At 64.2% G+C, this 12,772-nt stretch carries 7 protein-coding genes and 4 pseudogenes; 2 read left to right on the forward strand and 9 right to left on the reverse strand.

What is annotated here, in order from left to right; translation table 11 throughout:
* The 3 genes and pseudogenes from MFM001_RS23395 to MFM001_RS23405 all read right to left on the reverse strand — a co-directional run.
* Window positions 1-6,393, reverse strand: a 6,393-nt coding sequence (locus tag MFM001_RS23395) for a non-ribosomal peptide synthetase (protein WP_116377655.1), incomplete at its 3' end; no start/stop codon positions are given.
* A 23-nt stretch (window positions 6,394-6,416) separates the two neighbouring features.
* Window positions 6,417-6,647 (reverse strand): MbtH family protein, encoded by a 231-nt coding sequence (locus tag MFM001_RS23400; protein ID WP_116377643.1) that lies wholly within the window; start codon window positions 6,645-6,647, stop codon window positions 6,417-6,419.
* A 668-nt stretch (window positions 6,648-7,315) separates the two neighbouring features.
* Window positions 7,316-7,631: pseudogene (locus MFM001_RS23405) on the reverse strand (ISNCY family transposase); the annotation flags it as partial.
* A 75-nt stretch (window positions 7,632-7,706) separates the two neighbouring features.
* On the opposite strand from MFM001_RS23405, the pseudogene MFM001_RS25265 reads away from it, so the two are divergent.
* Window positions 7,707-7,804 (forward strand): annotated as a pseudogene (locus tag MFM001_RS25265) (hypothetical protein); the annotation flags it as partial.
* Between the two features lie 12 nt (window positions 7,805-7,816).
* Here the strand turns inward: MFM001_RS25265 and MFM001_RS23410 are convergent.
* The 6 genes and pseudogenes from MFM001_RS23410 to MFM001_RS23435 all read right to left on the reverse strand — a co-directional run.
* A pseudogene (locus tag MFM001_RS23410) lies at window positions 7,817-7,924 on the reverse strand (methyltransferase domain-containing protein); the annotation flags it as partial.
* 32 nt (window positions 7,925-7,956) lie between these two features.
* Window positions 7,957-9,087 (reverse strand): homoserine O-acetyltransferase, encoded by a 1,131-nt coding sequence (locus tag MFM001_RS23415; protein ID WP_116377656.1) that lies wholly within the window; start codon window positions 9,085-9,087, stop codon window positions 7,957-7,959.
* A 54-nt stretch (window positions 9,088-9,141) separates the two neighbouring features.
* Window positions 9,142-9,283 (reverse strand): annotated as a pseudogene (locus MFM001_RS25035) (homoserine O-acetyltransferase); the annotation flags it as partial.
* Window positions 9,284-9,346: 63 nt separating this feature from the next.
* Window positions 9,347-9,529, reverse strand: a complete 183-nt coding sequence (locus tag MFM001_RS23425; RefSeq protein ID WP_142760727.1) for a hypothetical protein — start codon at window positions 9,527-9,529, stop codon at window positions 9,347-9,349.
* Between the two features lie 151 nt (window positions 9,530-9,680).
* Window positions 9,681-10,952 (reverse strand): glycosyltransferase, encoded by a 1,272-nt coding sequence (locus MFM001_RS23430; protein WP_116377645.1) that lies wholly within the window; start codon window positions 10,950-10,952, stop codon window positions 9,681-9,683.
* A gap of 43 nt (window positions 10,953-10,995) precedes the next feature.
* A complete protein-coding gene (locus tag MFM001_RS23435) occupies window positions 10,996-12,270 on the reverse strand; it encodes a glycosyltransferase (protein ID WP_116377646.1) in 1,275 nt (424 codons plus the stop codon).
* A gap of 302 nt (window positions 12,271-12,572) precedes the next feature.
* Here MFM001_RS23435 and MFM001_RS24530 point away from each other — a divergent pair, with 302 nt between their 5' ends.
* Window positions 12,573-12,731 carry a hypothetical protein gene (locus MFM001_RS24530; protein WP_160118036.1) on the forward strand — a complete coding sequence of 53 codons (159 nt, stop codon included), beginning with the start codon at window positions 12,573-12,575 and terminating at the stop codon, window positions 12,729-12,731.
* The last annotated feature ends 41 nt before the right edge of the window (window positions 12,732-12,772 follow it).

A 12,772-nucleotide genomic window follows, 5' to 3' on the forward strand; every position in this document is an offset into this window, starting at 1 on the left:
AATGTCGTGCAGCCAGCGCATGATCGGGGTCGCGACCACCGGCCCGACGCCCTCGTCGACCACGCCGGCCACGCCGTCGGTCACGCTGGCCACTCGAGCCAGCCGGGCGACGGTCTGCTCGACGAAGATGTCGCGCGGCCGACAGGCCAGCCCGGCGGCACGAGCGCGTGCCACCACCTGCATCGACAAAATGCTGTCGCCGCCGAGCTCGAAGAACGAGTCGTCGACCCCGATCCGCTCCAGGCCGAGCACCTGAGCGTAGATGCCAGCCAGGATCTCCTCGACCGCGTTGGACGGGGCGCGGTACCGCTCGACGCCGGTGAATTCCGGTGCCGGCAGGGCGCGGGTATCGAGTTTGCCGTTAGGCGTCAGCGGCAGCGCTTCCACCACCACAACCGCGGCCGGCACCATATACGGTGGTAGCCGCTCGGCCAGCGCCTCACGGATCTGGGCCGGGTCGGCTTTCCCGGTGACATATCCCACCAGGCGCTTGTCGCCGGGGCGGTCCTCGCGGGCGATCACCACCGCGTGCTCCACCCCATCCAAACCACTCAATGCCGCCTGGACTTCACCGAGCTCGATGCGATACCCGCGGATCTTGACCTGCTCATCAGCACGCCCTAGATACCGCAACTGCCCGTCAGCAACCCAACACACTAAGTCCCCGGTGCGATACAGCCGTGTGCCCGCGCCCCCGAACGGGCAGGCCACAAACCGCGACGCCGTCAAAGGGCCCCGGCCCACATACCCGTAGGCCAGCCCTGCACCGGCCACATACAACTCACCGACCACACCTGCCGGTACCGGACGCAACCAGCCGTCCAGCACGAAAAAGCCCAGATGCGCCAAGGGCAACCCGATCGGGCTGGCCGTGCCATCCACATCCGCTTCGACGATCTCGCGCAACGAGGCATGCACCGTCGTCTCGGTGATGCCATACATGTTGATCAGCCGCGGTGACCCCGGATGATTACCCAGCCACGTCCGAAGACGCTGCGGTTCAAGCGCTTCCCCGCCGAACACCACCGTCTCCAGCTTCAGCTGACGTCCCTGCTCGGGCTGCAGGACATCGGCGCTTTGCAGCGCATAAAACGCCGACGGCGTTTGGCTTAAGATGTTGACCTGCTCACGGACGAGCACGCCGTGCAGGTCCTCCGGCGAACGCACCACCGCATCGGGCACCACCACCAGCCGCCCACCACCGAGCAGCGCACCGAAGATCTCCCACACCGAAAAGTCAAACGCCAGCGAATGACACTGCGACCACACCCCTGCACGCGGCACCTCGGCGTCCAACGACTCCAGCAGCCGCGTCACGTTGCCATGGGCGACCGCCACCCCCTTGGGCACTCCGGTAGTGCCCGAGGTGTAAATGAGGTAGGCAATATCTTCCGGCGACGGCGCCGACAGTGCGGTGCCGGGTTGGCCATCAATGGCGGGGTCATCGATATCGATGACTTGCAGATCAAACCCGTCCAGCCGCGACCGCAGACCTGCGGTGGTGATCGCCGCGATCGGGGCGGCATCACCAACCATGAACCCGATCCGCGCATCGGGATGCGCCGGATCCATCGGCACATACGCCGCCCCCGTCTTGAGCACCCCCAAGATCGCCACCACCGCCTCGGCCGAGCGCTCCAACAGCAGCGCCACCCGCTGCCCCGGGCCCGCACCAAGCCCAACCAGCAAGTGCGCCAACCGATTAGCCGTCTCGTCAACCTCGCGATAGGTCAGTGACGAACCCCCGCAGCTAATCGCCAACGCCTCCGGGGTGCGCACCACCTGCTCGGCGAACAACGCTGGAATCGACCTCGCCGGCCGCGCCGGCGCGGTCAACACCGCCCGATTACTCCACCCACCCAGGCGGGCCTGCTCACCGGCATCCAGCAAATCGATGGACGACAACCGCTGTGTCGAGTCGGCGGTCATCGCCACCAACAGCCGCTCCAACCGCTCGACCAGCGTCTGGATGCTGGCCGCGTCGAACACATCGGTGCGGAACTCCACCTCCCCGCCAATCCCGGCCGGCTTGCCCGCCTCGCTCCACCGTTCGGACAGGAAAAACGTCAGGTCCATGCGGGCGGTTTGAGTGTCCACCGGCAGCCACGTGATCTGCAGATCACCCAAACCCAGGCTGGCGGCGGGATTAGTGCCCTCCCAGAGGAAGTTCTGCCAGGCCAACGCCACCTGCACCAGCGGGTGATGGGCCAACGATCGGGCGGGGTTGAGCCGCTCCACCAGCACCTCAAAGGGCACATCCTGATGCTCGAATGCGTCGAGGCCGCGCCGCTGCACCTGGGCCAACAGTTCGGCGACACTGGGATCACCCGCGAGATCGACCCGCAATACCAAGGTGTTGACGAAAAACCCCACCAGCTCATCCAGTGCGGGATCGCGGCGCCCGGCGATCGGGAACGCCATCGCCACATCGCTGCTGGCGCTGAGCTTCGACAACAGCGCCGCCAAGGCGGCCTGAACCACCATGAAGCTGGTCGCGTTGTGCTCACGGGCCAGCCGAATAACCCGCTGCTGCAACTCGGCTGGCCACTCCACTGCAACCCGAGCGCCGCGATAATCAGACACCGCCGGATAGGGCCGATCGGTGGGAAGCACCAGCCGCTCGGGCATCCCCGCCAGGGCCTGCTCCCAGTAGCCCAGCTGTGCGGCGATGGCACTGTCGCTATCGGCGAGATCACCGAGCCGCGCACGCTGCCACAGCGTGTAGTCCACATACTGCACCGCCAACGGAGCCCAGCCGGGGGCGTGCCCCGCACACCGAAGGGCATACGCCTCACTCAGATCGCGCACCCACGGAGCGATCGACCAACCGTCGGCGGCGATATGGTGCACCACCGCCACCAGTGCGTGCTCCTCATCAGCGATGCGGAAAAGCCATGCCCGCACCGGGATCTCGGTGGCTAGATCAAACGCGTAGCGTGCTGCTGCGTTAACGGCCTCATCCAGCTGGCTTGCCGACCAGCCAGCGGCATCAATGATCTGCCAGCGCAGATCTGCCCGCTCGGCAGGCAGCACCACCTGCTGGGGAATCCCGTCCGGGGCGGCGAACAAAGTCCGCAGGCTCTCATGGCGGGCCACCACGTCTGCCAGCGCCGCGCCCAAAGCATCGGCGTCAAGGCGCCCGCACACCCGCAACGGCGCCACCATGTTGTAAACCGGCGAAGGGCCCTCCAACTGGTCCAGGAACCACAACCGTTGCTGAGCAAACGACAACGGAACCACCGCCGGCCGCTCAACCGCCACCAACGGCTCAAGTCGACCGGCATCCGTTCCGATACGCGACGCCAACTGGGCAACCGTGGGCGCCTCAAACACGGCCCGAACCGAAAGCCCGGCATCCAGACCAGTATTGACGGCACCGATCAGGCGCATCGCCGAGAGGGAATCCCCGCCCAGCTCGAAAAACGACTCATCGACGCCGACACGCTCGACACCCAAAACCTGAGCGTAGATGCCGGCCAGGATCTCCTCGACCGCACTGGTCGGTGCGCGATACCGATCGACATCGGCGTATTCCGGTGCTGGCAAGGCGCGTTTGTCGAGTTTGCCATTGACCGTCAACGGGAGCACGTCCAACACCACCACCGCGGTCGGCACCATATACGCCGGCAACCGCTCGGCCAGCGCGATACGTGTCTCGGCGGGGTCGGCGGTTCCGGTGACATAACCCACCAGGCGCTTGTCGCCGGGGCGATCCTCGCGGGCAATCACTACCGCCTGATCCACCCCGTCGCAGCCGGCCAGCGCTGCACGCACCTCACCCAGTTCGATGCGATACCCGCGGATCTTGACCTGCTCATCAGCGCGCCCCAGATACCGCAGCTGCCCATCGGCGCCCCAACTGACCACGTCCCCGGTGCGATACATCCGCGCCCCCGGCCCGGCGAACGGGCAGGCGACAAACCGCGACCCGGTCAAAGCAGACCGTCGCCAATACCCGCACCCAACCTGGGTACCGGCCACATACAGCTCCCCGACCACCCCGGCCGGCACCGGACGCAACCACGCGTCGAGTACAAAAAAGCCAAGATGCGCCAACGGCACCCCGATGGGGCTGGCATTGCTGTCGACATCGCCGTCGACGATCTCCCGGAATGAGGCATGCACCGTCGTCTCGGTGGTGCCATACATGTTGATCAGCCGCGATAATCCCGAATGGCTGTCCAGCCACGGCCGAAGACGCTGCGGTTCTAGCGCTTCACCGGCAAACACCACCGTCTCAACCTTCAGCTGCCGTCCCAGCTGCGGTGCTAGCGCATCGGCGGTTTGCAGCGCGTAAAACGCCGAGGGGGTCTGACTTAAGACACTGACCTGTTCAGCAACCAGCAAGGCATGGAAGTCCTCCGGCGAGCGAGCCACCTCTTCGGGCACCACCACCAGCCGGCCCCCACCCAGTAGTGCACCCCAGATCTCCCATACCGAGACGTCAAAGGCCAACGAATGCCACTGCGTCCACACCCCCGCGCGCTCCAGCTCGTCGTCTACCGACGCCAGCAGCTCGGTCACGTTGCGGTGGGTAATGGCGACCCCTTTAGGCACACCGGTGGTGCCCGAGGTGTAGATCAGGTACGCAATCTCCTCCGGCGACGGCGGCGCCAGTGCGGTGCTGGGCTGGCGGTCAATGGCGGGGTCGTCGATGTCGATGACCGGCAGGTCGTACCCATCCAACCGATCGGCCAACCCCGTCGTGGTGATTGCGAGGATCGGCGCGGCATCGTCGAGCATGAACCCGATCCGCGCGTCGGGATGCGCCGGGTCGATCGGCACATACGCCGCCCCCGTCTTCAGCACCGCCAAAATCGCGACGATGGCCTGAGACGAACGCTCCAACAGCAACGCCACACGCTCACCGGGGACCGCCCCGTGGCCAACCAACAAGTGCGCCAACCGATTAGCCGCCTGGTCCAGCTCGGAGTAAGTGCTCGAATGCTCGCCGCAAGTCAGCGCCACCGCCTCCGGTATGCGCGCAACCTGCGCGTCGAACAACGCCGGAATCGACATCGTCGACGGTGGCGGCGCTGTCAAAGCAGCCCGATTACCCCACCTCTGCAAGCCGGCCTGCTCAGCCTCATCCAGCAGATCTATCGACGAGAGTGCTCGTGTCGGATCGGCGGTCATCGCCGTCAACACCTGTTGCAACCGTCCCGCTAAGTCGGAGACGTCAAAATCCGATAGCGGCCGCCCAGCACCGACCGTACTCAAAGAGAGCTGGCCATCCGCGCTAAGGAAATACAATCCGAAGTGATCGATCCGGCCGAAGCCGGTAACCACCCCCGATGCCGCCGCACCGCCAAATGGCAGAAGAGTTATCGACGGGACGAAATTGACACCCACTCTGTGCGGCGCCCACCTCGGGCCGACCAGGTGAGCTTTGCGCTCAAGCGCGTGCACCGGAAACCGCTGATGCTGCAGCGTCTCGCGTATCCGTGTGTCGACGTGCTCACAAAAAGCGGCGACCGTGGCTCTGGGCGAAACCGTCAACACCAGCGGAACAATCCCGGAAACCATCCCGGGAAACGTCGCCGATTCCTCACTTGTTCGCCGGCTGACCGGGAAGTTAAGCACCACCTCCGAGCCCTCGGCGCACCACCCGCGCACCAACAGCGCGCACGCCGCGGTGATCACCGATGACCGGCGCATGTTCAACGAGTCGGACAACTCATGGACTCGATCAACGACCGAAGGATCCAATCGAACGGATTCAGAAACCGAACACGAATCGCGCCGATCCCCCGATTGCGGCGGGCCATAATATGGCGCGCTATCCGGCGGAAGATTCCCGCCCCAATACGCTAAATCCTCAGAGTAGTCCTCCGAGGCTTCGTATTCTGTTTCGCAGGCAACCCAATTTTGCAGCGAGCCGAAAAAGCCAGGAGGAACGGGCGTGCCAGAAACCAGAGCAGAATAAACCGCGGCAACCCGATTGGCGAAAAGCACAATGCCGAATCCGTCGGTGATTAGGTGATGAAGGCATAAGAACCAGTAGGATTCGTCTGGCCGGGTCCGGAATAGCGCAAATTTGAACAGCGGGCCACTGGGCGGCATCGGCGTGCGCCGGAGCAATTCTGCTAGCCGGTGGGCCTCCTGCACGGGATTCGGTAAGTGCCTGAGATCGTAGAAAGGCAGCTCGACGTCCGGGTCGTCGATCGGCCGCTGGAAAACCTGGCCATCAACTTCGAAAAACGCGGCTCTGACTGGCTCGGCCTCCGCCACCACGTGCCGGATCGCCTGTTCAAGCACATCAGGTTCTACGGCCCCGCCGATTACAGCGAATGCGACGATGTGCCACTCCGCATCGAAGCGACCCGATTCCTGGGCCAGCCAAATGTCGAGCTGCCCCCGGGTGAGCGGAAGCGCCCGGTCATTAAGTTCCATCGGACTCCCTGAACCCAGACGGTTTAGTTACCAGAAGCCCGGTCCTTCGCCAGCCTCTCGCTCAGGCTCTTCGGCCGAATATCCGTCCAGTTCTGTTCGATGTAGTCCAGACACGCAGTGCGGTCCGCTTCGCCGTAAGCCACCCGCCAGCCGGCTGGCACATCGGCGAAGGTCGGCCACAGGCTATGTTGCTCCTCGTCGTTGACCAAGACGAAAAAGCTGCCATTGTCGTCATCGAAGGGATTGATACTCACAAACTCCCCCAGGGCGTGTAATTGACACGGGCGCAACGGTTCCAAACTGTACTCGACCCCAACAGGGCCATCCGGAGTTTGATCATGTTACCCATGAGTAGTGGCGGTGTGCGGCGCAGGGTCCCGCGGCGGCGGCCTTCGGTGCTGTGGATAGCTGCGATGGCGTGGCTTGGGGCCATTTCGCCGCAACTATCCACCCTTCAGGCCGATGGAGTTTCGGTGCTCGCTAGTGGCGAGAGCGAACACCACCTTGATGAGGGTACTCATCCACCGACGGCTTCGACAGACTTATCGGAGAATTGTAGCCGAGGATGTCTTCGTCAACATGGGCAAGCTCGACGTTGGCCATTCCATGGTCGACCGGTGGCAATCAACTTCTCCTGTCGTCGTCGCCATCCCGTTCCGGCCCGGGTCGGACACATCCGGCACTGAGCCGTGGCGAGAGCAGCGTACGGGGCCAACCTTTGTGACTGGAACGCGGTTCTACGAATTGCCGCGACCATATTTGACCCCAGGCCGATGCCATCGGTTCTCGTAAAAAACTCAGGACTGCCCCTGGCTCTCTATTTTTACCAGCTAGCTGCTAGGACGTGAAAAACGGTTCGCCGGGATGCTGGTGATCTGCGGCGAGGTGATTTTGTGGCGCCCGGTTGATCGGGACGTTAATTTCATGCGGCCAGGGTGCTGACCTTGACTAGGTTGTGGGCGAAGACGCCGTGGCCGCACCAGGTTCGGGCGCCGTTGAGGCCGGTAAGTTCGGTGCGGTTCCAGCCGTAGCCTCGCTTGTGGTGGTTGATGCGTCCCTCGGATCCGGTTCGCCATTTGACCTTGTCTCGGAAGGCGCGGCGGTGCTCAAATTGGCGGCGGGCCGGCACCGGGTTTGCTTGCGCGTGGGATCGCGACGTTGCGCACGCCTAGATCATGGAGGTCGTGTTCAACGGAGGCCAGACCACAGCCGCGGTCAGCGGTCACTGCTCGTGGTGGGGGAAGAGGCTACCTGGACGGCCTCGAGTGCTGGAGATGGTCGGTGATGCGTGGAATTCTGAGAAGGTTCTCTTCGAATGGATTCCACCACCCCATCTCGACCATGGCCAACCCCGCACCAACACCTCCACCACCCCGAAAAACTGCTGCGCGACGACGATGACGAGTGGTAACCGCTAATTGGCCAGCGTCGCGCGGAGCACTTCCAGCATGTCGGGAATCGGGTCGACGGCCACGACGTCCATGCCGCGCTCCATCAGCCGGGTGGTCAGCTTGCCGGTGCCCGCACCCAGCGAGCGGTCGTGCCTGGGGCAGGTCACCGTTGTCACGTGCCTTCGTTATCGGCCAATTCGAGGGTCTTGCGGATCAAGTCGCTGACCGCCTCAAATTCCACCAGGAAGCCATCGTGCCCGTAGGCGGACTCGATCACGTGCAGGCCGGTGCAGCCCGGCAGTAGCTCGGCCAGCTCCTCCTGCAACCTCAGCGGGTAGAGCCGGTCGGAGGTGATACCAGCGACAACGACGGGTACCGGGCACCCCCGCAGCGCTTTTCGCACCCCGCCGCGGCCACGGCCCACGTCATGGTGGTTGCACAACGCCATCAACGCCACGTAGCTCCCGGCGTCAAAGCGGTCCACCAGCTTGTCGCCCTGGTGTTCCAAATAGCTCTGGACCGCGTAACGGCCGCCGTTCGTCGGGTCTTCGCCCGCCTGGCTGTCGTTGCCGAACCGGGCGTCGAGCTCCTCTTCGCCGCGATAAGTCAGGTGGGCGAAGCGGCGGGCGATGGACAGCCCGAAATCGGGCTTGCGCCCGGTGCCGTAGTAGTCGCCGCCCTGCCAGTTCGGGTCGGCCTTGATGACCGCAATCTGGGTGGTCATGTGAGCGATCTGGTCCGCGGGGGTGCGAGCGCCGATTGCCACCAGCAGCCCGGCGCGGACTCGGTCCGGGTGGCTCACGATCCATTCCAAAGCCCTTAAGCCGCCCATGGATCCGCCGATGACGGCGGCAACCCGGTCGATACCCAGCGCCGCCAGCGCGGCGACATCCGCCTCGACCAGATCCCGCACCGAAATGTGCGGAAACCTCGAGCCCCACGGCTTTCCGTCCGGGGCAAGCGAGCTGGGCCCGGTGGAACCATTGCAACCGCCCAGCACATTGGTGGCTACCACGCACCAGCGGTTGGTGTCGATCGGCGCACCCGGCCCGGCCACCCCTTCCCACCAGCCCGCCGTGGGATGCCCGGGTGCGGTGGGTCCGGTGATGTGCGAATCACCGGTGAGCGCGTGCAGCACCACCACCACGTTGTCACGCGTTGGCGACAATTCACCCCAGCGCTGCACGGCGATACGGACGTCGTCGATCACTGCCCCGCTTTCGAGGGTCAGCGAGCCGATGTCGACCAAGCCGATTTCGCCTTCGGGGGGGAGTGTTTGGCTGGGAATGTCGGAAATCATCATCTCAGAGTTCATCACAACGCCGGCGCCACTGTCTGCGGGTCGCGCGCATTCGTTCTCGGTCAAGTCGAGGGTCTTGCGGATCATGTCATTGACCGCCTCAAATTCCACCTGGAAGGCCCTCGTGCCCATAGATGGACTTGACCACCTGCAGGCCGGCCATCTCCTCCTGCAACCGCAGCGGGTACAGCCGGACAGAGTGCGTGCGCCGGTCAGCGCCCGTGCTGCGGTTTGAGCAGCCAGCCGAACCTCGGGCAGCCTGTCACGGCAGGGCCCGCAGTGCGTTGAGGGCGGCGGCCGTGTTGGTCGTGTCGGCGGTGGTCAGGAATCCTCGGTCGATGTTGTTGTTTATCGACGGTGAAGCTGTGAGTTGAAACCCTCTTTGGTAAAACAACTTCGGCACATACCAGGGCAGCTCCGCTTTATTTTTCGCCAGCGCCATCAAGCAGAGCAGCCTGGACGTCAACCACGGTGATCCTCGCGTGCGTCGGCGAGATCGCGCAATTAAGCGCCTCCGCGGCGATCCCACCAAGCCACGTCAAGCCATTCGGCCAGACTCGTTAGGCATCGATCATCCCGCGGTCCGCCCTCGCCGATCAGCCAACACTTCTGAGGCGGGCAAAATTTTCAACAAGATCAGCGGCGGCCGCAACGCTTTCGGCGGGTTTGGTGATCTGGGGGGCGATCTCGCGGGCCCTGGTGGCGTATTCCGGGGCCAGGATGGTGCGCAGGTCCGCGACCAGCGATTCCTGGGTCGTGGTCGAAAAGCGCCGGGCTATGCCAACTTTCAGCCGTTTGACCGCAGCCCCATAGATCGCGTGAACGAGGTCCCAAAAGAGGATCAGCTGGGGGACTCCGGCGCCCAGACCAATGGGAGTGGTGCCCGAGCCACCGTGGTGCACGACCGCGCGGCAGGCCGGAAAGATGGCCGCGAAATTCACCGCGCCCACTACCTTTACGTGGTCGAAATGGGGGACGTCGCTGAAGTCACTCCAGCCGGAGCAAACCAACGCCCGCTCGCCTAACTGCGCGCAGACCGCACCGATCATGGCGAGCGTATCGGCCGGAGATTCGACCGGCATGCTGCCAAACCCGAAGTAAATCGGCGGCGTTCCGGCGGCAATCCACGACAAGACCTCGTCATCGGCATCGGTTGGCAACTCCATCGTCAGCGTGCCGACAAAGGGCCGTTGGCCATTCCATTTCACCCATTCGGCTGCCAGCCCGGGAAAGCACACCTCGTCGTACGCCTGGAGTTCCAGCGATCCGCGTTCGGTGATCCGTCGCGCCGAGGGGCGCGTCGCCTTGGACAGACCCAGGTCACGGCGCTGCGCGTCCTCGAGCTTCTTCGCACCGCGCCAAGCCAGCCACTCGAACACCGTCATGGCGGAGCGGGTCAACGGCGCCGGCAAAAACGGAAGGAGCTGGCCATTGGTCCGCTGCGGGATGATATGCAGCGTGGCCAACGGAATGTCGTAATATTCGGCGACGTTGAGCGCGGCGTCTTCGAAATTCACGCCGCTGAAAAGCAGGTCGGCCCCGTCTGCCAGCGTTTTCAGTGTCGTGTTGATCTCCTCCCACGACTGGCTGAGGGGCTCCCAAAGTTCTCGCCTTGATCTGACCAGATCCCGGATCCTCCAGAAATTGCGGAAGACACCCCCCCAGAAGTTGCGGTGCGCGTCCAGTATGGCCTGCAAATCCGGTGGCCCGAAGGCAACCGCCGCAAGCCCAGCCACCTCGGCGAAGCCAACCTGGTCAGGTGGTACGGCGATACACACGTCGTGGCCTCTGCGCAGCAACTCACGGCCGACAGCTACGCAGGGCTCGACATCGCCGCGACTTCCATAGCACGCCAGCACGAATTTCATGGGGGATTCTAGCCTTTCACATTCAGCAGCCCGTCGTCGACGATCAGCCAGCGCGCCGCAGGCGGGCGAAATCTTCCACAAGGTCGGCAGCGGCCGCAACGCTGTCAGCGGGTTTGGTCATCCGGGTGGCGATCTCACGAGCCCGGGCGACGTATTGCGGGGCGAGAATCCGGCGCAGCTCAGCGACCAGCGATTTCTCGGTAATCGTCGAAAAGCGGTGCCCGGAGCCAACTTTCAGTTGTTTGAGCTGAGCCGCAAAGAGCGGCTGATCGGGCAACGTCCAGAGGATCAACGTGGGCACTCCGGCGCGCAGGCCCGCGGCCGTGGTGCCCGCTCCACCGTGGTGGACAACCGCGCGACAAGTCGGAAAGATCGCCGAGTAATTCACCGAGCCCACCAGCTTGACGTGCTCGAAATTTGGGACGGGACCGAAGTCAGTCCCGCCGGCGCAAACCAACGCCCGCTCGCCTAACTGCGCGCAGGCCGCGCTGATCATGGCGAGTGTGTCGGCGGCAGATTCGACCGACATGCTGCCAAATCCGAAGAAAATCGGCGGTTTTCCCGCCGCAATCCATGAGGCGACCTCCTCGTCGGCATCCGTCGGCAACTCCATCGTCAGGGCGCCGACAAAGGGCCGTCGCCCATCCCATTTCGCCCATTCGGTCGCCAGTCCGGGAAAGCAAACCTCGTCATAGGCTTGGATTTCCAGCGATCCGCGCTCTGCGATCCGTCGCGCCGGGGGCATCGTTGCCTTCGGCAGGCCCAGTTCACGGCGCTGGGCGTCCTCGATCTTCCTCCCCATGCGCCAAGACAGCCAATCGTTCACCGTCATTGCGGACCGGATCAACGGCGACGGCAGGAACGGCAGGACCTGGAGCTGGCCGTGGGGCCGTACCGGGAAAAAATGCAGTGTGGCCAGCGGAACGTCGTAATACTCCGCGACATTGGCAGCGGACGACTCGAAAATCTGGCCGGCAATTACCAGGTCGGCACCGTCGGCTAGCGACGTCAGTGTCGTGGTCATCTCCGCTGAGGACTGGGTGACGAGCTCGCTAGTTTCGCGCATCAACCTGCGCAGATCCCGGATCCTCCAGAAGTTGCGGAAGAAACGCGTCCAGTAGTCACGCTGCACTTCCACAATTGCCTGCGTATCCAGCCCGTAGGCGACCGCCGCGAGCCCAGCCGACTGGGCGAAGCCAACCAGGTTAGGCGAGATGGCGATGTGCACTTCATGCCCGCGGCGCAGCAACTCGCGGCCGACGGCTACGGAGGGCTCGACATCGCCACGCATTCCGTAGCATGCCAGCACAAATTTCATCGCGGATCCCGGCCTTTCAGTCGTTGTGCGCGTAGGCGACGTCAGCGGCACCGGTCATTATTGCCGGTTCTTCGAGTGTCGGCTGGGCGTTCGGCCATTGGCTTCGGCTGATCGTTCGCCGGCGGTGCCGACTGCAGCGGCGTTCGGAGGCGCGGCGACTGGTATCTGCGCAGGGTGCTTCCGGACGGGCGCGAGGTATGTCCCGCCGTCCCGGGGTCACGACACCGGTATCCCGAAGGCGATCACGGCGAACGACGTGCAGTGGCTGCAGTTGGACGACCTCGAGTGGCGCCGGGCGGATCGTGTTGCGCGGCAAGGCGTCCCGCAAGCATGGGATTCCGCTGCCCGCCGATGTAGGGGCGGCGTTGAGCGCCACCGGCATCACGAACGCGCGCGCCAAGGGCTACACGCCACGCTCAGCCGCCCGGCAGCATATCCCGATACCCGCGCTGTCGACCTGAAATCCAGAAGTTTTGGGCAAGTGGCACCTCGTCGCACAGAC

Source organism: Mycobacterium sp. MFM001 (assembly GCF_003402475.1).
Classification (GTDB): domain Bacteria; phylum Actinomycetota; class Actinomycetes; order Mycobacteriales; family Mycobacteriaceae; genus Mycobacterium.

Excerpts from the sequence above, each read along its gene's own strand:
- MFM001_RS23435 (WP_116377646.1), bottom strand. The coding sequence starts at position 12,270 with ATGAAATTTGTGCTGGCATGCTACGGAATGCGTGGCGATGTCGAGCCC.
- MFM001_RS23430 (WP_116377645.1), bottom strand. The coding sequence starts at position 10,952 with ATGAAATTCGTGCTGGCGTGCTATGGAAGTCGCGGCGATGTCGAGCCC.
- MFM001_RS23415 (WP_116377656.1), bottom strand. The coding sequence starts at position 9,087 with ATGATGATTTCCGACATTCCCAGCCAAACACTCCCCCCCGAAGGCGAA.